Source organism: Microbacterium halimionae (genome assembly GCF_011761265.1).
In the GTDB taxonomy this organism is placed as follows: Bacteria; Actinomycetota; Actinomycetes; order Actinomycetales; family Microbacteriaceae; genus Microbacterium; species Microbacterium halimionae.
The window spans coordinates 1,426,376-1,448,688 of record NZ_JAAOZB010000001.1 but is presented as its reverse complement, the minus strand read 5'-3'; the positions used below and the strand labels follow the sequence as shown (position 1 = coordinate 1,448,688).

Sequence of the window (22,313 nt, the reverse complement as noted above, 5' to 3'; positions counted from 1 at the left end):
ACTGTACCCATGCCGGTCGACCCCGCATCCGCTCACGTCGAAATCATTGCCATCGACATCTCACCCGATGAAATCCTCACCGGCGAAGCCGTCGCGCTCGACGTTCAACCCGTCGGTTTCTTTCTCCGTGGACTCGGCGCTCTCATCGACGCCATTCTCGGGATCGCGCTCGTCGTTGTCATGGTGCTGGTTTCGTTTTGGTTGACCTCGACGGGAGCTCTGCCCGAAAGCGCAGCGCCCATTTTGATGATTGCGTCGGTCGTCGTAGCGCTCGTCGTTCTCCCCACGGTCGTGGAAACTGTGACGCGAGGCCGGAGCCTTGGCAAGTTGGCTGTCGGTGGTCGAGTGGTGAGAGTCGATGGTGGCAGCGTGGGTTTTCGCCACGCCTTCATCCGTGCACTGCTCGGAGTGCTTGAAATCTGGATTACGTTGGGGGCGATAGCAGCACTCGTCGGCGCATTCACTCCCCGCGCACAACGACTGGGTGACCTCGTGGCCGGAACCTATGGCGAACGAACCCGCGCCGCCATGCCGCCCTCGGCGGAGCTCTCCGTCCCCCCACAGTTGATCCCATGGGCACAGACCGCCGATGTAACCCGTCTACCCGATCGTCTAGCGCGCCGGTGTGCACAGTTCATCGCGGGTTCTGGCACTCTGGATCCGGCTTCTCGGGTGCGCGTGGCATCCGCTCTCGCCGAAGAGCTGTCAACGCACGTGTCGCCGATGCCAGAGGGCGATGCGGTGAGCGCCGTCTACGGAATCGTCGCGGTGCGAAGACTGCGAGAGCGTGGCGCAATCGAATCACAGCGCTCACGGGTGGAGATGCTTGCATCTGGGGCCACCGCGCCGCCTTCGGGCTTTCCCAGCCGGTAAGAACGGCGCTCCACGCCGACCAAAGGCGCTATACGCGGATCAATTTCAGGTGCGAAGCGTCTCGTGACGTATGACAGTCCAGCCCTTCGGTACCGAAAGACGATCAGTGTGGATGGCGCAAAGATCATGCGCGTGCGGGTCATTCACGCGTCCCAGCGGACCAACGGCGGCCATCTGATCGCCGTAATCGTAGGTCAAGGTCGTCACGGCTTCTCTCGTGCAACCCACTTTCGAGCACTGTCTCTCGCGCATTGAACCGACGATAGTCGCGAGAAGCGACGCCGCCAGGATGCCGCGCCGCATCTAGAATGGGTCCATGATGCGGCGTCGGGCAAAGCAGACTCCCGAACGGGGCCGACCCACCCGGCATGGACGCCATGGGCGCGAGGGTCGAAGCCCAGTAGTGCGGCCGCCGCTTCCCCCGATCGATACCCGCATCGAGAGATTCGATCTGGCAGTCGGCGCCGCCGCCGAGTTCTTACGATCATCATGGCCTGAGCTACGCGACGTGCGATTCGAAATCGCCGATATGCCGCTGAAGACCGATGAGAACGGCATCCCTCGGTGGCAAGCATTCCCTGACGACAAACGCATCGTGATGTTCCGATTGCCGATTGAGCGTCTCAGCCACCTGCACCGAAACGATGACCTGCACCGGCGCATGATGATTGAAAGCTGCGTCTTTCGTGCGGCTGCCGACTTTTTGGGGCGAGACCCTTGGGATCTCGGACCCGACCGCTTCCGCTTCTTCTAACGTCCGAATTCTTGGGCGGGGCGATTCGGGTTTAACCGCTAGGGAAAGACCGTCACGGTTGACGCCGCGGCATCCGCTGGCCAGACCGGGTACCCAGAAAGCTGGCCGTCTGCGGAATACGTGATCGACGCGTGCACAGCAGCTTCGGGATTCATCGCATACACAGCGCGCGAGACAACGGGAGTCGTCACGGTTCCCCCCGCGGGTACATCAATCTCGAGGTCTTTTCCGCGTGACCCGATCGCTTCAAGGGTGACCGTGGTGTCTGCTTCGCTCGTGTTCGCCAGCGTCAGTGTGGGTGATGGGCCCGAAGCAACTGAAAACGTGCTCGGCAGACTCACCTCAGGTGCCGAACTGAACCACGCGATGTCTGATCCCTCACCCAGTCCCGTGGTGTGCCAGACAGCGCCGACGACGGCGGCATCAGCGCTGACAAAAACCGTATAGTCGCCCGGGTCGACTTCCGACAGGTCTACCTCGACTGGCATATCGGCCGCCAGGGGAACTTCCTGAGTGAGCACGACTCCGTCTTCGTCTTCGACAGTGACGGATGCTGTCGCGTCGACGCCTGCGGAAAGCACTCGCAACACGGTTGTGACAGTTCCGCTGCGAGCGGCCTTCGCAATTGTGACGCCAGGGATGACCTGGGTCGCGGTCGCCAGAGGTATCGCTCCCACCTGGTCAACGCCACCCGGTACGAGGGTTCTCGTCACGCTCGACTGCAAAGAAGCCACGACCGGAGCGCCGGAAGCCGTGACACGGATAACTGGTGTCGCTTCGTTCAGCGCGAGGCCCGCGAGCGGCAATACCCGCTGGCTACCGGCGGGTATCACCACGTCTGTTCCACCATCGGGCGTGATGGCGCCGGTCGCACCGTAAATCGTCAGCTGAACTGTCGCGGGCACAACACCCGGGTTCGACAACACGATCAAGTCAGCAGCACCGGTCGTTGCAGCTCCCGCAACGAGCCAGGAATCCATCAAAGCGGGCTGGCAAGCAGAAGCCGCGAACCCACGAAGGTCATCGGCTTCAACTTGGGCGGAACCGGCACCAGAAATGTCGGATGCCACGCCATCCTGCGGTGGGGCCGTCAATCGCGCGACGGTCGCGCCCCCGGCGACAGATACTGCATCGAGGCCATCGACTTCCACAGACGCTCCAGCGGCATCAGAACCTGTCGTCAATTGCTGCTCACCGGCAACGCTCAGAAGGCTGGCCTGTGATGAATCGCGCGCTGAGGCAAGGAGCGGTCCGGTGCACGCGAGGACGGAGTTCGAGAGGGCCGGGGCCGCCTCCACCTCGACCGGTGCGGCCGTATAGCTCGGCCAAGGCGCCGCTGCTGCGACAACAATCCCGAGAACGGTGGCTGCGGCAATCGCTGCTCCCACCAAAACGCGCGCACTTGTCAGCGCCCAACGGCGAATTCGTCGGTTACTCATCGCACCTCCTGCGCGTGCGGGCCCACGATTCTCGGCGTGCGACGCGCGGCGCGACGTGACGCTGAGGTAGGAACAGCCAGCAACACGGCCGCACCAAACACGATGAGCTGCACGATTGCAATAAGTCGTCCCGTTTCTCGAACGAATACGGATGCCTCGGCCCTCGGGGCAACGTCATCAGTCACTCGCCAAAGAAGCCCCTTTGCGGTGTCTCCCACGGCATCGAGATTTTCGCGCTGATCGAGCGCTGTCTGCGCGGAAAGACGGACTGTGCGCGCCTCATCCGATTCGGTACCGGGTGAAGGTGCAAGGAGGACGAACCCGATGCCCTCGTCTGCGAGCTGAGTCACCGCATCCGCCGATGTCGCGCTCACAAGAGCCGCTGTGAGCGCTGCAGTCTCGTTGTCGGCGTCTGTCGCCGTGATACGAGTATTTAGAAAGGTGGATTGCCCACCGATCGTCTCGCTGCCGCCCCAAATAATTTCAGCCACTATCGCGCCGTCATCCAGCGGGGTGAGCACGATAGTGCCCACCGAAGCGTCATCTCGGCCTTGCGCCGCGACGTACGCGGGCAACGTCGAAGTCGGACCATTCGCCAGCACTGACTCGTCACGACTAACAGCGGTGAGGGAGGGAATCGCGAGCAGACCAAGAGTTGTCATGACGACAGTCGCGGCCACCGCTCGCGCGACGTTCTGGCGCGGCACAAGCCCCGCCTCAAGTGTTACGACGGTCGCTCCGACGATGCCCATCCAAGCAAAGCTGAGTCCGGTCCCAGGCCAGATTGACACCGCTTCCGCGTTATCAAACGATACGGCGATGCCCACCTGGAGAATCGCAGTTCCGATGCCGAGCGCCGCGACGACGACGAGAACGAAGCCTGGGAGCCAACGAGGAGTCATTGGAGCCAACAGCGCGAGAACCACTATCGGCACAACCAGGAAGACAACCGACCACACCGGAACACCGGGTGCGATGCTTTGCAGGATCGCGACCCAACCGCCGAGATCGCCGGAAGGAAAGCCAGCGGCGAGCAGCGCACGGCCCGCGGTATCAGCGGATGCGGTGGGGCCTGCCCACACAACGCCGGGATCTGCAAGCAATCCCCAGGGGTTCTGGAGATGTAACTGCGTCCACACGAGAGGCGCTGAGAGCACCGCGGCAGGTGCCATCGTCCACACGATCCGCCCCGCGCCGCGACCGGCACGCATGATGATCGTCAGGATAATCGCGCCGAGCCAGACGACGATGAGCGCCGGGGCGAGAGACGGTGCCGACGCCATGACCCCCGCCATGAGTAGCGACACAGCTCCGGCCGCTGTCCAGGATCGGTGCACGACCGAACCCGCATAAAACAGCCACGGCAGGAGGAGGTGAACAATCACGCCCGTCGGACGCCCATCGATGAGAGCGGTCCAGAATGTCGGCGCCAGAGCCCACGCGACGCCCGCCGTTATGCGCAGAAGCGAACGCTCGGTGATGCGGGTTGCCGCAAACCAGCCGCCGAGAACCGCGAGCGGCAGCGCAAGTAGCCACAACAGCACGACTGCGCGCGACGGGTCGCCCGGCCACAACGACCCGAGCACCGCGATGACGGCCGCGAACGGGTCGGCCGGGCCGACAACGTCCAAACCAGTCGAACGGATGCCGTAGCCAGCATCCGACCAGAGGCCGATGAGGGTGTCACGCATCGGCGCGATAGCGCCGCCACCGAGCACTCGCCACGCTAGGAGAGCGGGAAATACCGCTGCTGAGAGCAGAAGAGCTGCAAGAACGACCCACGCGCCACCGCCACTGAAAAGGGCTAGCTCGGGGCGCCGTGGAGCTTCACCGGTCTCGTCGGGGTCGATGTCGAGCCGTTCACGCAGTGTGTCTCGCCCGACACGCAGCGGGGCAATGAGCGCCCAAGACGATCTCCGACTGCGCCGAATTCCGCTCCGGGAACGCGCAATCGATCCCCATCGCACCAGGACCACGACTGCTGCCGCCCACTCCGGGAGAACACTTGCCGGCTCCTTCGCGAGAAGCTGCAGGATTGTGCGCCACAAAGCCAACGGCAAAATCGAGAGCCAGTGCAGAGTCACGCTCGGCGCTGGCGCATAAACCATCCGCCGATGCAACTGCGCTGTGCGGGTTGCAAACACCCTGCGACGGATGCGTTTTCCGCCCTGCGGCAGGGGAAGAGCAGCGACACCGTCGCCACTAACCGCCACGATTGCTCGCGGAACCAGCTCCACGCGTCCTCCGGCAAGCCGCGCGCGCACGCCCAGGTCGAGCCCTTCATCGGCTCCCGCAAGAGCCGTGTCGAGCCCCCCGAGATGGCGCCACGCGTCAGCTCGCACCAACAGGCCGCGAACGTCCGCCGCCAGCGCATCTGCCTTGACGTCGTGTTGACCCTGGTCGAGCTCATCCTCGACAATTTCAACAGTGCGCCCAAAGCGCGTCATACTCACGCCGAGAGAGACGATCTGCGCGCGATTTTCGCCGTCAACAAGTTTTGGGGCCGCGACTGAGATCGACGGAGACAGCTCAAGAGCCCCGGCGAGCCTTGCCAGCGCCTCGGGTTCGGGTGCGGTGTCTTGCGCGAGAAGCCACACCGCATCGCCCGTCATCCGCGATGTCGCGAGGCTGAGGGCCTGTGCGTAACTCGTGGAAGCAGCAGCGGTAATGACGCCTTCAGCCCGCGAGGACCCAGCGACATCGGCAACGGCTTTATCTCCGCCGCACATCACGATCGTGAGCGTGTCGGGCTGACGGGTCTGCGCGTCGAGCGCGGCCAACGTGCGCTTCAGGTGAAGGGCAGCGGCCGTCCGCCCTTCAGGGCGCACGACGAGAAAGGCATGTACTCGAGCGGGCATGGCCAGGTCAGCCTAGGCGGCAACAGCGTCGCAATCGCGCGAACGCGCCGCGAGCGCCAATCTCAGTCAGCTTGCGCGACGTTTCAGCTTGCGGCGCTCGCGCTCGCTGAGACCGCCCCAAATGCCGAAACGCTCATCATTTTGAAGCGCGTATTCGAGGCATTGAGACCGCACATCGCACGATGTGCAGATGCGCTTGGCGTCCCGAGTCGATCCACCTTTTTCTGGGAAGAATGCTTCGGGATCGGTTTGTGAGCACAGGGCGTCGGTCTGCCAGGAGAGGAGACTCTCTTCCTCGGCCTCGACCGTGCGCCGGACTCCCGGCACGCCGAGATTTACCGGATCAACAAACCAATCTTCGGGAACGCCCGAGCGGTAATTCGCAGCCGCCATATCGTTCTCCTAGCGTTTAGACCCCGACACCCGAATGGTGCCTACACATAATTACACCGGTGTCATTCGCTGCGGTCAAGTCGCGGATCGTAAACCCTCAAGTGTGGATTGAATCTTTACGACGCGCCGTCGGCGTGTTTCGATGCAAAAACGTTTGACTCAACGCCCTGGCGTCGCGATGAAAGCAACGCCGCCGTGATCAGTTCGGAAGCGCAAGACCTGCTCATCGGCACTCGCGATCAGCGCCGTTCCGGGCGAAAGCGCAATCGCGTGTGCCTCGTCGGCCCCTGAGACTTCCACGGTACCGTCGACCACGAGAACGATCGCGGGCGCCGACACGGGCACCGCCACCGGTGTGTTCGCCACTCGAACACGCGTGAGTGCAAAATCTTCAATTCCTGCATCGAAGACGTCGACGTAGTCGTCTTTCGAGGTGGGAAGCAGCAGCGGCGGGGCGATGGGTGTGGTGTCGAGGATGCGCGAGAGCTCTTCGGTGTCGATGTATTTCGGCGTCAACCCGCCACGCAACACGTTGTCACTGGCGGCCATCAGTTCAACCCCGAGACCCGCGACGTACGCGTGGAGCACACCTGCGCCGACAAAAATCGCCTCCCCGGGAGCAAGGGTGACGTAGTTCATGAGCATCGCGACAACGATCCCCGCGTCTCCTGGATACGCATCCTGAAGACGACCGATCAGCCTTACTTCACGCGCAAATTCGTCGCTCGCGTCAAGCTCCATCGCCACAACCGCGTTGATGATGTCGTCAACGTAAGATCCGGCTTCACCCGAAAGAACCCAGCCGATGACATCGGCGAGCGCCCCCCTCTCATCATCGACGCGCAGGCGCTCTGACAGTGCTCGAACACCAGCGCTGTCGCCGAGTGCAGCGACCAGGCGGCGTGTATCGGCAAGCGCGCGGAGGCCCGCGAGCGCTTCGAACTCGTCGCTCAGCGCCACGATCAGTTCGGGTTTGTGGTTGTCATCACGGTAATTGCGGTGCGCAGCATCCCGTGGAATTCCGGCGGCATCTTCGCGCTCGAAGCCTTCTTCAGCTTGGTTCTTCGAAGGGTGAACCTGAATTGAGAGGGGCGACCCCGCGGCAAGCAGCTTCAGCAGAAAGGGAAGCCTGGAACCGCTGCCGGTCTCTTCCGCTAGCCATCTGTCGACAGTGCGGGCGGTCCCATCCTCGACGATCGCGGGCGAGCCGGGGTGATCCCCGAACCAGACTTCCGCTTCAGCGGCACCCGAGGGCACGCGACCTTGCAGCCGAGCAATCAGAGAAGTCGAGCCCCACGCGTAATCACGGGGCTCATTGGATATCCTCACCAGCATGAGCCCAGCCTACTGAGCACCTACGGGCAGAGCGGTGCGCCCGGTACCCTGAATACACGATGGCCGTCCACACGAAGCACCCGATCGCAGCACCGCCCGCGGCTCCCCCGAGAGAGAAGACTCGGCACCTCATGCTCCGGGCGTGGTGTGCCTTCGTGCTGCTCCAAGCATTCGCGGGAGTCGCATGGGTCAACGCATTCGGCGATGTTGTGGCGGGAACTATCGCCGTCGTGTCCGGGATGGTTTCCGCGGCGCTGTGGATCAGCATCCGGCCACCGGTGAACTGGCGGCGTCTGCCGTGGTTCCCCCTCGGATATGTCGCATGGGCACTGACGTCGATCTTCTGGTCGTCGTGGCAGTCGACGACGGCGTTCACGTGGCTTCTTCTTGCTATCACCACGTTGCAGGGCCTCATGGTCGCAAGCATGCTGGGGTGGAAAGAACTCATCCGAGCCATGGCTGCGGCACTGAAGTGGGTCATCGCCCTGTCGCTGCTCTTTGAATTGGCAGTCTCGGTCTTCATAGATGGCCCGCTTTTACCCGGCTTCGTGATTCCCACAACGAAAATGGACCCGATCGTCTACTGGTCACGGAACAACCTCTTCGATGGCGGACGCATCCAGGGAATCTTCGGAAACGCGAACCTCCTCGCGAGCGTGGCGCTGACGGCAATGATCGTTTTCGCCCTCATCTTCGCCGCTCGAACGACCCGACGAGTGCCCCTGGCATTGTGGTTCACCGTCGCGACCTACGCATTTGTTCGCGCCGACTCCGCAACGGCCTACCTTTCCGCTGCCGCCGTCGCTGTTGTACTTGCCACCGCGCTCCTCATGCGCACAGCGCGGCGTCCCGGGTCCCGCACGAAGTACTACGCAGCTTTCGGTGCTGTGGGGGGTTTAGGCATCGCAGTTGTATGGGTGTGGCGTGACGCGATCTTCGCGGTGCTGGGCCGTTCTTCGACTCTCACTGGGCGTGAAACAATCTGGCAAGCCGTGCTTGAGCGTGCCATCGAGCATCCTGTGATCGGTTGGGGATTTGCAACGCCGTGGCTAAGTTCCGATCCCGCTTTCGACGGCTGGATCATCGATCACGGGCAGAGCGTGATGCAAGCGCACAACATGTGGATCGATGTCTTCTTGCAGCTCGGCGCAGTTGGACTGTTCATCATGGCCGGCATCTACCTTTCGGTCATCTGGCGAGCATGGTTCTTCGCTGTTGACCGGCCCCGATGGGATCTGGTTGCCAATCGTCCCTTCTCCCCGCTCACCCTGTTGCCGCTGCTGGTGATGAGCATGCTCCTTGTGCAGGGGCTTGCCGAGTCCGGCCCGCTTTTGCTGTGGGGCTGGTTGAGCGTCGTGATGCTCGGATTCAAGATTAAGCAGGCGCCGCTGATCGGTATCGGCCCCGCGGAGCAAACCCTCGCCATGGAGCGCGGTGACGGCATCAGCAGCGTCACCGACGGTAACGGCGTCGCTGGGAACCAACGCACGTGAGCGGGATCGGTGGCCCATCCTCCTCGCTGCGGTTCGGCGCGGAGCTCTTCCAGTCAGCGGCGATAGCTCGCGCGTTCACGTTGGCGACACTCGGCACTGCGTTCGGAACATTTGCGATCGAACACATTGCAGGCCGGGTGACTCTCATCACAATCATCACCGGGCTGTGCATCCTGGGCTCCGCGATACTCTGGGCTCGCCGTGACGACCTTGTACTCGTGCGCCTCGTCCCTTTTTCTGTGCTCGCTTTTTTGGTGTGGGCGCTGGCCAGCACGATCTGGACCCACGGCACGAAACAGACCGTTGTTGGCTGGTTCTCGCTGGCGGCAGTTGCCTTCTTGGGAATCGTCGCCGCTCACGTGCGAGACACACTGCAGATGGTTCGCGCCCTCGGCGATGTTCTACGCGTGCTGCTGGCCGTATCGCTCGGCATCGAGATACTTTCCGGAATCCTCCTCGACACTCCGATCGCGTTCCTCGGCATAGAAGCAAACATCGCCGCTGGCGGCCCGGTTCAGGGAATCTTCGGCACCCGAAATGCTCTCGGTTTCGTAGCGGTCATCGCTCTCATCGCGTTCATGATCGAGTGGCGGACGGCATCCGTCCGACCAGGGGTTGCTGTCACTTCGGTCGTCCTCGCTGGCGTGCTCGCGGTGCTATCGGACTCGCCGACTGTCATCGTCCTCGGCGTCGTCGTCGGAACCGCAGCACTTCTCCTGATGCTTGTGCGACACACTGCGAGCGACAATCGGAACGTATTGCAATGGACGCTGGGATCCGTTGTGGCCGTGGGGCTCGCCGTTGCGTACGCGTTGCGGCATCAAATCATTGCGTTCCTCGGTGCCGGCAGCGACTTCTCGACACGCGTCGACCTGTGGAACACGATTGAGCAGTTCGTCCGCATCTTCCCCGTGCAAGGGTGGGGATGGACCGGGCCCTGGCTTCGCAGCCAAGCTCCGTTCAACGCCATCAACTATGTCGAACAAGATCATCACGCGAGCGCACTCAACGCTTTCGTTGACGTCGTACTTCAACTGGGCTGGGTAGGGTTGGCGCTTTTTGCGCTCCTCGCGGGTATCGCCCTCGTGCGGTCGTGGCTTGTCGCGAGCGTTCGTCGCTCGGTCGTTTATGCCTGGACACCGCTCATGCTGATAGCGCTGATCGTCGATTCTCTTTTCGAGAGCTTCACACTGTCGGGTTTCGGCTGGATGCTGCTCGTTATCTGCGCGGTGCGCGCCGGGCAATCACGGTCGTGGCGCCAACATGTCGACAGCGGGCCTGGAAGTTCCGACCTCCCGGCGGCTCAAGTGGCCGAGTAGTCGGCGTTATACCGGTCGAGGACTTCAGCGAGCGGGGCATCCATTGCCAAGCGGCCCTTGTCGAAGTAAATCCCGCGCGTACAAAATCTCCGCAAGTCGCGCTCGTTGTGGCTGACGAAAAACAAGGTTCGACCTTCGGCCAGGAGTTCATCAATCCGGCGATAGCACTTCTCGCGAAAGGCCTTGTCTCCGACAGCCAGCACTTCGTCGACAAGGAGAATCGGCTGGTCAAGCTGCGAGACCACGGCGAACGCGAGGCGAACTTTCATTCCGTTCGACAGGTGTTTGTAAGGCGTCTCGAGGAAGTCCTCAAGTTCGGCGAAAGCGATGATCCCGTCGAACCGGCGGGCGATCTCAGCTCGGCTCATGCCGTGGAGCCCCGCGGTCAGGCGGACGTTTTCGCGCACAGTGAGGTCTCCGACGAATCCGCCGGTGATCTCGATAAGCGGAGCAACGCCGCCGTGCACCCTCACTTCGCCCTCATCGGCGAGAAGTACGCCTGCGACAAGCTTCAGCAGCGTCGATTTTCCCTGACCGTTTCGCCCTACGACACCTATGGACTCGCCGGGTGTCACAGAAAAAGATACGTCGCGAAGTGCCCAGAACTCACCCGGGCGTGAACGACGTGATGCTCCCGCAAACAAGTCTTTGATGCTCCGCCGACCGCGCTTATTGCGGCGAAAACGGATGCCGAGGCTCTCTACCTCGATCGCGAACGAAGCGGTTGACATCACAGCTCCTTCAACACAGCGCGCTCAAGCGATCTAAATGTGTACAGGCCGAGCGCCAAGAACATGAAACTCATCACTGCTCCAACGACAACGGTGAAGGTATTCCATTGATCGGGGAAAAAGCCCATGCGGTACAGCGCAAAGATTCCGGACAGTGGATTGAACGCGGCCGCGGCGGAGAAGGCACCGGGGAGGTTCGCCACTCCGTAGATGATGGGCGAAGCGTAGAAGAGCGCCCGCAAGATGAGTTTCGTCGTGCGTTCAAGGTCGGTCCAGAGCACGCAGAGTGGCGCGACCAAGAGCCCGAGACCTGTCAGCAGCACCAGTTGAAGGATCATCGCGACGGGAAAGAGCAGAAGTCCCCATCCAACGGTCGCGCCCGAAAAAACAGCGAAGACAACGAGAACCGGCAGCGAGAAGAGAAATTCAATCCCCTTGCTCAGAACAATGCGATTCACCCAGATAGAGCGCGGTATTGACGTTGAGCGCACGAGCCTAGCGTCTTTGTTGAACGCTCTTGTGAAGTCGCTCACAGCGGAGTTGAGCCAGACCCAGGGAAGAAGAGCCGTGATCAGAAAGACGATGTACGGCTCTTCGCCGACTGTCCGATGGAACACCTGAGTGAAGACGAACCAGTAAATACCGGTCATTACAAGCGGGTCGAGAACCGACCAGAGATACCCGAGGGCGCTGGTGGAATAACGTACGCGAAGATCACGCGCCGACAGTATCCACAAAGAGTGCAGGTACCGGCGCGCAGATCCGGGAGCGCCGACGGCTGCGGTGGTCACGATTTCGAGTGTAGAGCCCTAACCGCGATCCACGAGCGTTCACACCCAGGGATCAACAGGGCGCGCACGATAGGCTTCTCTTCGGCTCGACGCTCCCGACGCCTGTCTCACACGCAATCGGAGAACCAGTGACACACGTCCTTCAGAATGTCGTCTTCCCGCTCGAGCGGGACCCCGACATCCTTCCGCTGTATGCCGACCCTGAAACATGGTCGATCATCGATGAGGAGCCGGTGCGTGTCAGCAGCGTTGCGCATCTCGCGAATGTTCTTGATCGCCGCCGTGCGCGCATATCCGCAAGCCGCCGCGTCTCGTTTGCTTCATACTTCAATGCTTTCCCAGCCTCGTATTGGCAGCACTGGACGCCGATTCGCAACATCTCGTTGACGGTGCGCACCACTGGCACTGCGACAGTTCTCGTCTATCGCTCGACAGGCGGAGGCATAAAGCAGCGCATTGAGACGCATGAGGTGACGGGGTCTGCCACCACAACGGTTGATCTCGTGCTCGATCAGTACAGTGATGGCGGTTGGATCTGGTTCGATATTGTCGCTGACCACGAAGACACGATCTTCGAGGGCGCAGAGTGGACAACCGAGCAAGAACCGGTTCGTGCGGGCAAAGCGTCGCTCGGAATCACGACCTACAACAAGCCTGGCTATTGCGTTGAAACTCTGGCGAATCTGGCTCAGTCCCCCGAAGCGCTTGACGTTATCGACCGCATCTTCGTTATTGACCAGGGCACTGAGAACGTCGAAGATCGCCCTGAATACGCGGGACTCGCTTCAGAGCTCGGCGAGACTCTGCAGGTGATCCGTCAGCACAACCTCGGTGGCTCGGGAGGTTTCTCGCGCGCAATGGTCGAGACACTCGACCGTCCCGACAGCGACTTCGTTCAGCTCCTCGATGATGACGTGCGCATCGAACCCGAATCAATCCGTCGCTCCGTGATCTTCGGCCGGTACTGCACGACGCCGACCATCGTCGGAGCGCACATGTTCGACCTGCTCGATAGGCCCAAGCTCCATGCATGGGCCGAAGTCGTCGATGATGTTCCGTTCATGTGGCGAACACTCTTTCAAGAGCGAATGCCGCACGACTTCAGCGAAGCAAACCTTCGACAGTCTCCGATGTTGCACATGCGTCTCGATTCCGATTACAACGGGTGGTGGATGTGCCTCATCCCCGTTTCGGTGTTGCGTGAGATCGGGCTTGCTTTGCCTGCCTTCATCAAGTGGGATGACGCCGAGCACTGCCTGCGTGCGCGAGCTGCTGGAGTGCCCACAGTTTCGCTGCCGGGCGTCGCGCTCTGGCACGTCTCCTGGGTCGGCAAAGACGACAGCATCGACTGGCAAGCGTATTTCCACGCGCGAAACCGTATCGTCGCAGCACTCTTGCATTCCCCCGTTCCCGACGGCGGCACACTGATCCGCCACAGCCGACGTGTGGACCTCAAGCACCTCATGATGATGCAGTATTACCCGGTTGAACTCCGTCACCGAGCGCTTCGCGACGTGATGTCGGGCCCGCAGCACATGTGGAAAAATCTCGAAACGGCTATGCCCAGCGCACGTGCGGCCGCCAAGGACTATCCCGAGACCGTCGTCCACAAAGAATCCTCGACGGTGTTGCGATCTCGCCGTGGCCGCCAGGTATTCAAGCGCCTCAGGCGGCAGCAGTTCGACAGCCCAACGGGAATGCAGCTTCGCTGGTTCACACTCAGCACGCTTGTGGCGCACTGGATACACACTCCCAGGCCAGAGAATGTGGCGCAGCCCGAGGTGGAATTTGGAAAGATGGACGCGCACTGGTGGCGCATCCCGAGGTATGACAGCGCTCTCGTCAGTACCGCCGACGGAGCGGGGAAGAACATTTACACCCGTGATCGCGCGGCCTACCGGCGAATGATTCTCGAGAGCGTTCGCCTGCACCGGCGTCTTCGCAAAGAATGGCCTCGGCTGTCCCGCGAATATCGCGAGGCGCTGCCAGATCTCACCTCGGCCGACAGATGGCGCGAGCAGCTGGTGACGAAGTCGTGAGCGTGTCACCAGGCCTCCACGGCGATTCCACGCCGACGCAGTTCGACCCGGCCACTGCAACGATTGCGATCGTCACGTTCAACCGGTCGCACCTGCTTTCGAAGCTCCTCGACAGCATCATTGTGATGGATCCGAAACCGGGCCATGTCGTCATCGTCGACAACGCATCAACAGATGACACCACAGCCCTCGTCGAGTCCTATCGCGAGCGGCTCGGAGCGACGCTCGTGTACCGTCGGCTCGACGAAAACACCGGTGGTTCTGGCGGATTCAGCGAAGGCATGCGCGTGGCGTACGAGCTGGGCTCGACCTGGATGTGGCTCATGGATGACGACGTCGAAGTCATCCCCAACGGACTCGCACGAATGGGCGCCTGGGCGCCGCGTTTCAAGAGCATCCAGGGGCGCCGTTATGACTACGACGGCAGCGAGTTCTACTGGCAGTACCGCATCGCCGAGCCTCTCGGCATCCCCATCCCCTTTGCGCCGGCTGGGTTCGATGAGTCGGGCTTCAAGCCGATGAACTCCGGATGCTTCGAGGGCATGTTCATACATCGTGACATCGTGCAGCAGATCGGTCTTCCTGATCCACGATTCTTCATTTACTGGGACGACCAGGTGTACGGCTGGCTTGCTTCGCGCAAGACGCAATCAGTCATCGTCAACGAATTCGTGCTGAAGCGAACCCGCGAAATCAAACAGTGGGACATGGGCATTCGCCACATGAACGCCTCGAGCAACGCTTACCGGTACTACATCATGCGCAACCGCGCGCACATCAAGCAGTACTACCGGGCCGTTGGCATCTACAACCCGGTGCTCTTCGGCGCGGGTACAACTCTCACATTCGCCAAAGAACTCATTCGTTTGCTCTTCGTCGAACGCACCGTACGCGGCACGAGCAATCTCGTTCGCGGGATTCGGGACGGGAGAAAGATTTCCCAGGATGCCAGTTGGCGCCCAATGCCGGGCCTCGATAAAGGAACGCTCGAGTGAAGCGACTAGCTCTCGTCGCCCACTTCAACCCGCTCGGACGCATCGCACCGCACGTGCTGCGCCAGCTCCAGGATCTTTCGCGGACATTCGAGCGAGTCGTTCTCGCCTCCACGAGTACTTTCACGCCGGAAGATCGCACCGCGATATCTCCGTACGCTGAAATTCTTGAGCGCGCAAACGTTGGCCAAGACTTCGGGTCGTGGCACGAGGCACTCCAGATGACGGACTTCGCGGCCGACTACGACGAGCTGCTGCTCACGAACGACTCCTACGTGCAGCTAGTCCCCGTCGAGTCGATGATCACCAAAATGCAGTCACAACCGGTGGAAATGTGGGGAGCAACACGAACCTGGCGCCGCGGAGAGCATATCCAGTCTTACTTCCTGTATTTCTCGACCGAAGCACTGAAATCTGCGACTTTCACTTCGTTCTGGGACCTATACCGTCCCGCGGTGGATCGAAGGACAGCGATCGCGCAACAAGAGCTTGGCATCAGCCTGCAGATGCGTGAAGCGGGATTCCGGCTCGGCTCCTACTTCGAGCCGACGACCGCCGAAATGGAACGTGCATCCAGACGCGGAACACACTGGCTACAGCGTCGACGCGACCGGTATCCGTCAAAATTTCTCGACCTCGTCGACAGCGACTTCGATGTATCCCAGCGACGTGATCCGCGCGAAAGTCGTTTCCTCAACCCATCAACCGTCTACGCAGACTCCGTGTTCGACAACACGCGATTTCCCGTGGTGAAGTTCGACACCCTCCGCTACGACCCCTATTGGCTCGACTCGGCCGCGCTGCTCTCGATGTGCGAAGCGCGGTTCCCGAACGAATTCGATGGGGTGCGCAAATACATCGACACCACGACTTCTTTCTACCCTGGGCGACGCTGGGAGAACGACAGCCCAAGCTCACTCCCTCCACTGCAACGCCGGCGAGTGGGCTACACATCGCGACAAGCACGATGGATGAGAGCAAGGACACCCAGATGAACCGACTGCGTGAGATGAGTCGGCACCTCCGCCGTATTCCCGTCGTGCGACATGCTCTCGAGAAAAGCGATTCACGTCGACGGATCGCGCGAGTCATCGCAGCAGGGATCGTTGACCCTGTGCTCTACGCGGCGCAGCTCGGCCTCGATGAAATGAACACAGCAGAAGCCGCCGCGCATTACATTCACTCGGGCTATCGGCACGGTTACGCCGTCAACATCCTCATCGACGACTTCGTCCTTAAGCGGAACATGTCTGGCACTACCCGTCCTCTCGCCTATGACTACATCGCGAGCGCGGAGTGGAACACACCGGTGAGCCCCGCTTGGGATGCTGAAGTTTATCTGACAGAACACCCAGAGGCAAGGCAACATCCCGGCGGCCCAGTGGGGCACTTGTGGGGGCGCGTTCAAAGCGACCCGCAGAACGTAAAGATACCCATTCAGGATGCTTCGGGGGTACGAAGTGTCGACTGGACAGATTTTTACCAGCACACACTGCACGCGATTTCAGCGTGGTCGACCGCGCGGGCGGACAACGGCCGCCGCCGCCCAAATTCATGGCTGAAGAAACCGACGGAGCCGCTGCCGGTTTGGGGCGATGCAAACGCGCAGCCGCTTGTATCCATCGTCATGCCGGTGTGGAATAGATCGGGCGGGGTGAGAGTCGCCGCGGAATCAGTTCTTGCCCAGACATGGACGAACTGGGAACTCTTAATCGTCGACGACGGCTCGTGGGACGACACCGCGACTATCGCTCAGCTTCTCGCGTGTCGAGACCAGCGCATTCGATTCATCCCCCGTGATCACAGCGGCGTGAGCGCCACGCGCAACGCAGGCATCGACGCAGCGCAGGGCGAGTACATCGCGTTTCTTGACAGCGACAATGAATGGCAGCCGCTCTTCCTCGAGACGATGGTCTCCTCGATGGTCGAAGAGGGCGACGCCGTAACGTTTGCGACAGTCGAGCTGGTGCACGAGGATCGCGTTAGTTACCGGCAAAATGAACCAACACATGACAGCTTGCTTCTCGGTAACTCTGTCGATCTGAATTCGCTCGTCGTGCGCTCTGATGCCCTCGCCGCGGCAGGAAACTTTGACACTGCCTTGCCGCGCGCAGTTGACTTCGACCTCATTTTGCGGCTTGCAGAAAAGAACCGAATTCGGCACATCCCGGTGCTCGGGCCGGTATATGGCAATCACGAAGAATATGCTGACCGCATTTCAACGGCTGAGCCCATGGGCTGGGACACCTACGTGCGTCTTCGCGCACAAGTCGCCTGGGACGAGGTGCGGGGAAAAGAGCTGCTTTCAGGAACTCACGTCGTCGCGATCTTGAATCGGCGAGACACCGATATCAGCTACAAGCTGAAGGAGCTTCTCCTACTTTCTGAGGATCCTTCATTCAGCGTGCTCGTGGCGTTCATCGCTCCTACCCGAGAGGAGTGGATGTCAGGGGCGGCAGCGCGCCCCGGACGCCCGAACCTCGATACACAGCTTTTTGTCGAGTTCGAGTCCTTTTCTTACGCAGTGAACATGTGCCTGACGAAGGTGCGCCGAACCGGAACGTTGGTCCTTGGCCCGCACGCGCTCTTCGATGCCGATTCCATCCGAAAGCTGGCCAACGCAGCAGAACCGGCTTCGCGACGAGTAGTCATTCCTACCAACGTCACGCCCCAAGGAGTGTTGCTCGGCGTCGGATCGGCGCAGCCCAAGCGCGGCGCGGCGCCCGAGCCGATGCTGTGGGGACACCCCCTATCTGACGCCAAGGCTTTAGGGACGACCCACAAGATTCCAGCGCTCCACGGCGATTCTTTCGCTATGCCGACAGCTGATCTCATCAAAGTGCAGGGACTTTCACCACTCCTTTACAACCAGTTCGAGCTGCCTGCCCTTTCATCGGCGCTGCGTGCAGAGTGGCCTGACTACGAATTCGTCGTTCGAACTGACGTCGTGTGGCGCCAGTTCGAAAGCAGGACCCCTCCGCGCGTTGATCCGCTGGGAAACCTCAAAGCGCTAACCACACTGATGCCCGCGACGCTCGGTGACGCCGCTGAACTTCATGCGGAGCTCGGCCAACACCTCGCACATTGGGAGTATCTCACCACTGCAGACGGTGAGTCCCGGATGCGGCCTATGATTCACCGTGAAATCGCAACCTCGTCGAGTATTCCGCGCCTGCGATGGGCGTTGAAGATCGCCTCGCGCTTCGGGCCGATGGGTGAAACCTGGGGTGACACGCACTTCGCGCGGTCGTTAGCGCGCGCTCTCGAACGCCTAGGACAAGAAGTCGTCATCGATCACCACGATGCACACAGTCGCGATACCGCGTACATTGACGACGTCAGCCTCGTCATCCGAGGTCTTGACGCGCACGTCACTCCCACTGCAGGGATCAACATGCTATGGGTCATCAGCCACCCCGAGATGGTCACCCGAGCCGAAGCAAGCAAGTTTGACTTGGTGTTTGCCGCGTCGGACTCATGGGCTCAAAGACAATCAAGTCGTTGGGGCCGCACTGTAACGCCGCTTCTGCAGTGCACTGATCCAGAACTTTTCCGCCCAACACAGCGGCCACGAACGAAAGACATAGTATTCGTGGGCAACAGCAGACACATTGCTCGCCCGGCAGTGCTCGAACCGCTGCGAGCAGGAATTCCCATCGTCGTCTACGGTGGCGGTTGGGAGCAGTTCATCTCCCCCGACTCAATCGCAGCCACGAGCGTTCCGAATGCGGACGTTCCCGCACTCTACGAATCTGCATCCGTCGTTTTGAACGACCATTGGCGCGATATGCAGCGCGACGGGTTTATCTCCAACCGCCTATTCGATGTCGTGGCAGCGGGCGGACGCGTGCTCAGCGATCGTGTCGACGGGATCGAAGATATATTTGGCTCTTCGGTCGTGACCTATGGCTCCGGAGACGATCTCGTAAAAATTCTAAGAAATGGCATCGAGAACATCTTCCCGCCTACTACAGAGATCACGCACACGAGTGATCGCATCAGACGCGAGCACTCGTTCGATGCTCGAGCGCAGGAACTCCTCAAGGCTGCGCTCGCCGCAAGGCGCTGACCTCACCTTGAATACAACTCGGCGCGGCCGCGCCGAGTTGCCGTGCGGAGGCTAAGCTCCAATTTCGTCACGCTCAGCGCCGAGACGATGAGGACAACACTTACCAAGGCTGCGGTGACGGGTACCGCGATGTAGTAGATAAGCGGAACTCCTGAGGAGAATGACGCGTCAGACACCCCTGCCCACACTCGAGATGTTGTCCAGATCAAGGCTGTCCAGCTGGCCATGATCCCACACGCCAGAGTCAAGACGAGGGCGAAGCCTCCGGCACGGCCCCGGGCCCAACAGAAGCGAAGATACGCGACGAAGACCACCGCCATACTCGATGCGATGGCAGCGATACCAGCGAATACGTACCGACCTTGCACGCCGCGAGAAGCTGAACCCAGGTCCCAATAAATACCATGAGCGTTCCAGAGCGTAACGCCTAATATCGCGAGCGGAAAAGCCCAGACGACGAAGAGCAGCAGACGACGCCGAGCAAATACTACCGAGACAGCGACAACGGTAAGCAGGAGTGTCCCCGCGATTATCGCAGTGACCTCGGGCAAGGCAAGATCAGCACGCGCTCCTCGCCCCCAAAAAGTGCTGTTTAGTCGATAAACCGCTTGTTCGACGAAGAAGCTCAGATCGTAGTCGGGATGCCGTGATCCGCTGGAAGTACGACGTCCGTAGATACTAGGTTGAATCTTTCCCAATACGACAATGTTGCGCAACCACCACCAGCCTCCGATAACGAAAGCGATGAGCAATGGCAGAGCCACCGCACAAATGCGGCGAAACCATCCCGTGAGCTTCCATGCCACAGCAATCGCGATCACCGCGACAACCGGTATGAGCATGAGCGCTAAACCTTTTGTTCCGAGCGCTACACCGAGCGCGACCCCACTAAGCGCGAGAAGTCCCAGCGGACGCTTCGCGTGATCCAACGCACGAACGGCAAAATACAAGCTCGCCGAACACCCAAGAATGAGGAGACTGTCGTTCGACACGTAGCCGGCAAGATTCGCAACGAATGGTACGAAAAGTACTATCGCACCTCCTGCAATACCCGCTGAACGAGACCCGGAGACTCGTCGTGATATACCCACGATGAAGGGAACGGCGCCCGCGACCAGCAATGCCGACACCATCCTCATGGTCATAAGAGCGTGATCCCAGCGTAAATCTCCGCCGCCAACGGCTGCCACGACAGCAGCGACCACGACGTAATACCCGGGTGGGTGTTGGACCATGTAGTCCGTTGCAAGTTCGTCCCATTCACCACCGCCCAAAAGGGTGGAGCGATCATCAGGCGAGGGCAGACGCTCAAGCGACTGATCCCGAAAAGTGCGACCGGTTTCTAGCAATGCAGAGATCGTCGACTGTTCGTATGTCGCGTCGTAGGGCCTCGGCCATCCCCCACCGTCAAGAAGGCGAACTACGGAGTTGTAGTGCGCAGTTTCGTCGGGTCCAGAAAATGCAGGCATCACCAACGCCCACCCAGACGCCGACACAAAAAAGAGAAGCGCGAGAGCTGCGGTGGCGAGGTCGTACCCATGACGAAACAGGATGTGACGCATCGAGCTACCCGGTTCGTCGATTGAGCTCGAGCCGGTTGCAGCTGTCATAGCAATTTTTGTTCAGGTTCTTCGGTCGGAGACGACATCGCGTCTTGATCAAGTCGCTCGATGCCGGCCGCGGGCCGTGCTGCGCAGATACCCACAGCTATCATCGATGCCACCCCCGCGATGGCGCCAACGGCCACAGCCGCGGCAAAAGCAGGTAGCGTCACCGCGCCGCTATCGAGCATTGCGTTCCACCCCATCTCAGACCATAGGACATGGAAACCGAACGCCCAGCCTGCGATGCCAGCGATGCCCGCGCCCGCAACTAGCACGACGGCGCTTGCCGCGCGTACCCAAGAAGGGGAGCGCCTAGTCGCCATGGTCCAGCACAAGCCAATGCTGACGGCGAGCGCGGTCAAGCCGCCGTAGAGATATCTCCCTTGAATTCCGCGAATCGTGCCGTTATCCCAGAAGATTTCCCACGCGTGGAATGTGATAACTCCCATCGTCGCGAGCGGATATAAAAGGAGCACCGCTAAGGCGAGCCGTCGACGAGAAAACACGAGCGCACACACGATGCTCAGCAGAGCGACAATGCTTGCCGTCGCGGTGAGCACTACCGGAAGATCAAGTTCGGCTCGGAAAGAACCCCACATAGTCTCGTTTAGGCGCTCCATGACTCTCATGAAGAAGCCACTCAGGCTGTACTCTTCTGAAGGCTCCTCCTCGTCAATTCCGCTTCCGAAAACACTCGGTTGAAGCACACCGAAAACAATGATGTTTCGAAGCCACCACCAGCCTCCGATCGCAAACGCGACAGCCATGCTGATCGCGGCCGGAAGCAACCGCCGCAGCGGCTGAGCATATGCGCGCCAGCCTGCGATGAGGAAGCCAACCAGCACGAGAGGGATCGCAGCAAGCAGCAAGCCCTTCGCGAGCAACGCGAGACCCAGAGTCGCTCCGCCGACCAGCGCAAGCGTTAATACGCGCTTCGGCTTTGTCATCGCTCGAACGACGATGTACATGAGCGCCGCGCCAAGAAAGGTGGCCAGCGCGTCGTTGGTGACAAGTGAAAGCACGTGGTGATACTGCGGAATCGCCAAAAGAAGCGCACCGCCAAGAATTCCCGCTGCGCGCGATCTCGTTATCCGTCGCACGCTACCAGCCACAAATGGCACCGCTAGCGCGGCCAATGTTGCTGAAACCAGTCGCATCCCCAGCAGCAGCTGATCCCAGCGCCAGTCATGCGCGCCGAGCACAGTTAGCGTACCCGCGACAATCGCATAATACGCAGGAGGATGCTGAGTCATCCAATCGATTTGTTCGGGAGAACTTGGTTTGTTCTTGTCTGTTATGACTGAGCGCTCGCTCGCAGAAGGAAGAGGGCTAACCGCGTCACCCGTGGTGGGGTGCCCTGCCTCTCGGGATGCCAAAGCTGTGCCTTCGAGCATCGGCGCTGACTTCGGTGCTGGCCAGCCTCCGTTTTGCATAAGCCGCAAAACTGAATTCATATGGCGCGGTTCGTCGACGGTAGTGAATGGCGCAGTGGCTGTCGCCCAGCCGAAGAGCACAATGAAAGTCGCAACGGTAATCGCAGCCACTCCTACTGAGTACCATGACGGTCCCGCTACACGACGAGCTCTCAGGCGTCGCTCAGAGGCTCTAGACACTGGCTGATCG

At 60.7% G+C, this 22,313-nt stretch carries 17 protein-coding genes; 8 read left to right on the top strand and 9 right to left on the bottom strand.

Annotated features, from left to right (window positions below; translation table 11 throughout):
• Positions 1-9: 9 nt before the first annotated feature.
• On the top strand, positions 10-873 hold the full coding sequence (locus FHS06_RS06605; RefSeq protein WP_167047031.1) for an RDD family protein: 864 nt from the start codon (positions 10-12) through the stop codon (positions 871-873).
• A gap of 45 nt (positions 874-918) precedes the next feature.
• On the opposite strand, the gene FHS06_RS06600 is transcribed toward FHS06_RS06605, so the two are convergent.
• Complete coding sequence (locus FHS06_RS06600) at positions 919-1,125, bottom strand: DUF3499 family protein (protein WP_167047029.1); 207 nt, start codon at positions 1,123-1,125, stop codon at positions 919-921.
• Between the two features lie 67 nt (positions 1,126-1,192).
• Between FHS06_RS06600 and FHS06_RS06595 the strand changes: the two genes are divergently transcribed.
• Complete coding sequence (locus FHS06_RS06595) at positions 1,193-1,627, top strand: metallopeptidase family protein (protein ID WP_182486520.1); 435 nt, start codon at positions 1,193-1,195, stop codon at positions 1,625-1,627.
• A 38-nt stretch (positions 1,628-1,665) separates the two neighbouring features.
• Here FHS06_RS06595 and FHS06_RS06590 read toward each other — a convergent pair whose 3' ends face one another.
• The 4 genes from FHS06_RS06590 to manA form a co-directional block, all read right to left on the bottom strand.
• Positions 1,666-3,066, bottom strand: a complete 1,401-nt coding sequence (locus tag FHS06_RS06590; protein ID WP_167047027.1) for a DUF5719 family protein — start codon at positions 3,064-3,066, stop codon at positions 1,666-1,668.
• Positions 3,063-5,924 (bottom strand): glycosyltransferase family 2 protein, encoded by a 2,862-nt coding sequence (locus FHS06_RS06585; protein ID WP_167047025.1) that lies wholly within the window; start codon positions 5,922-5,924, stop codon positions 3,063-3,065. The genes FHS06_RS06590 and FHS06_RS06585 overlap by 4 nt, the downstream gene beginning before the upstream one ends.
• 66 nt (positions 5,925-5,990) lie before the next feature.
• On the bottom strand, positions 5,991-6,317 hold the full coding sequence (locus FHS06_RS06580; RefSeq protein WP_167047023.1) for a WhiB family transcriptional regulator: 327 nt from the start codon (positions 6,315-6,317) through the stop codon (positions 5,991-5,993).
• A gap of 159 nt (positions 6,318-6,476) precedes the next feature.
• Positions 6,477-7,652: a mannose-6-phosphate isomerase, class I gene (manA, locus tag FHS06_RS06575; RefSeq protein ID WP_167047021.1), complete on the bottom strand. Its 1,176-nt coding sequence runs from the start codon at positions 7,650-7,652 to the stop codon at positions 6,477-6,479.
• Positions 7,653-7,711: 59 nt separating this feature from the next.
• On the opposite strand from manA, the gene FHS06_RS06570 reads away from it, so the two are divergent.
• The gene (locus FHS06_RS06570; protein ID WP_167047018.1) at positions 7,712-9,145 is read left to right on the top strand and encodes an O-antigen ligase family protein; all 1,434 of its coding nucleotides are present in this window, start codon (positions 7,712-7,714) and stop codon (positions 9,143-9,145) included.
• Positions 9,142-10,464 (top strand): O-antigen ligase family protein, encoded by a 1,323-nt coding sequence (locus FHS06_RS06565; protein WP_310734843.1) that lies wholly within the window; start codon positions 9,142-9,144, stop codon positions 10,462-10,464. The genes FHS06_RS06570 and FHS06_RS06565 overlap by 4 nt, the downstream gene beginning before the upstream one ends.
• Here the strand turns inward: FHS06_RS06565 and FHS06_RS06560 are convergent.
• Together FHS06_RS06560 and FHS06_RS06555 are read right to left on the bottom strand one after the other, a co-directional pair.
• The gene (locus tag FHS06_RS06560) at positions 10,449-11,195 is read right to left on the bottom strand and encodes an ABC transporter ATP-binding protein (protein WP_167047015.1); all 747 of its coding nucleotides are present in this window, start codon (positions 11,193-11,195) and stop codon (positions 10,449-10,451) included. The genes FHS06_RS06565 and FHS06_RS06560 overlap by 16 nt on opposite strands.
• Entirely contained in the window at positions 11,195-11,986 is a 792-nt protein-coding gene (locus FHS06_RS06555) for an ABC transporter permease (protein WP_167047012.1), read from the bottom strand. The genes FHS06_RS06560 and FHS06_RS06555 overlap by 1 nt, the downstream gene beginning before the upstream one ends.
• A 128-nt stretch (positions 11,987-12,114) precedes the next feature.
• Here FHS06_RS06555 and FHS06_RS06550 point away from each other — a divergent pair, with 128 nt between their 5' ends.
• Genes FHS06_RS06550 through FHS06_RS06535 form a run of 4 tightly spaced genes read left to right on the top strand, consistent with a single transcriptional unit; the run spans position 12,115 to position 19,086 of the window.
• A complete protein-coding gene (locus tag FHS06_RS06550) occupies positions 12,115-14,025 on the top strand; it encodes a glycosyltransferase (protein WP_167047009.1) in 1,911 nt (636 codons plus the stop codon).
• Positions 13,995-15,020: a glycosyltransferase gene (locus FHS06_RS06545; protein WP_167047006.1), complete on the top strand. Its 1,026-nt coding sequence runs from the start codon at positions 13,995-13,997 to the stop codon at positions 15,018-15,020. Before FHS06_RS06550 ends, FHS06_RS06545 begins: the two co-directional genes overlap by 31 nt.
• Positions 15,017-16,012 (top strand): rhamnan synthesis F family protein, encoded by a 996-nt coding sequence (locus FHS06_RS06540; protein ID WP_167047003.1) that lies wholly within the window; start codon positions 15,017-15,019, stop codon positions 16,010-16,012. Before FHS06_RS06545 ends, FHS06_RS06540 begins: the two co-directional genes overlap by 4 nt.
• Entirely contained in the window at positions 16,009-19,086 is a 3,078-nt protein-coding gene (locus FHS06_RS06535; RefSeq protein WP_167047000.1) for a glycosyltransferase, read from the top strand. Before FHS06_RS06540 ends, FHS06_RS06535 begins: the two co-directional genes overlap by 4 nt.
• Before the next feature lie 2 nt (positions 19,087-19,088).
• Here the strand turns inward: FHS06_RS06535 and FHS06_RS06530 are convergent, their stop codons facing one another.
• Positions 19,089-20,696 (bottom strand): phospholipid carrier-dependent glycosyltransferase, encoded by a 1,608-nt coding sequence (locus tag FHS06_RS06530; protein WP_167046997.1) that lies wholly within the window; start codon positions 20,694-20,696, stop codon positions 19,089-19,091.
• Complete coding sequence (locus FHS06_RS06525; protein WP_167046994.1) at positions 20,693-22,234, bottom strand: phospholipid carrier-dependent glycosyltransferase; 1,542 nt, start codon at positions 22,232-22,234, stop codon at positions 20,693-20,695. The genes FHS06_RS06530 and FHS06_RS06525 overlap by 4 nt, the downstream gene beginning before the upstream one ends.
• Positions 22,235-22,313 lie beyond the last annotated feature (79 nt).

Excerpts from the sequence above, each read along its gene's own strand:
- FHS06_RS06605 (WP_167047031.1), top strand. The coding sequence starts at position 10 with ATGCCGGTCGACCCCGCATCCGCTCACGTCGAAATCATTGCCATCGAC.
- FHS06_RS06600 (WP_167047029.1), bottom strand. The coding sequence starts at position 1,125 with ATGCGCGAGAGACAGTGCTCGAAAGTGGGTTGCACGAGAGAAGCCGTG.
- FHS06_RS06595 (WP_182486520.1), top strand. The coding sequence starts at position 1,193 with ATGCGGCGTCGGGCAAAGCAGACTCCCGAACGGGGCCGACCCACCCGG.
- FHS06_RS06590 (WP_167047027.1), bottom strand. The coding sequence starts at position 3,066 with ATGAGTAACCGACGAATTCGCCGTTGGGCGCTGACAAGTGCGCGCGTT.
- FHS06_RS06585 (WP_167047025.1), bottom strand. The coding sequence starts at position 5,924 with ATGCCCGCTCGAGTACATGCCTTTCTCGTCGTGCGCCCTGAAGGGCGG.
- FHS06_RS06580 (WP_167047023.1), bottom strand. The coding sequence starts at position 6,317 with ATGGCGGCTGCGAATTACCGCTCGGGCGTTCCCGAAGATTGGTTTGTT.
- manA (WP_167047021.1), bottom strand. The coding sequence starts at position 7,652 with ATGCTGGTGAGGATATCCAATGAGCCCCGTGATTACGCGTGGGGCTCG.
- FHS06_RS06570 (WP_167047018.1), top strand. The coding sequence starts at position 7,712 with ATGGCCGTCCACACGAAGCACCCGATCGCAGCACCGCCCGCGGCTCCC.
- FHS06_RS06560 (WP_167047015.1), bottom strand. The coding sequence starts at position 11,195 with ATGTCAACCGCTTCGTTCGCGATCGAGGTAGAGAGCCTCGGCATCCGT.
- FHS06_RS06545 (WP_167047006.1), top strand. The coding sequence starts at position 13,995 with ATGGCGCGAGCAGCTGGTGACGAAGTCGTGAGCGTGTCACCAGGCCTC.
- FHS06_RS06535 (WP_167047000.1), top strand. The coding sequence starts at position 16,009 with ATGAACCGACTGCGTGAGATGAGTCGGCACCTCCGCCGTATTCCCGTC.
- FHS06_RS06530 (WP_167046997.1), bottom strand. The coding sequence starts at position 20,696 with ATGACAGCTGCAACCGGCTCGAGCTCAATCGACGAACCGGGTAGCTCG.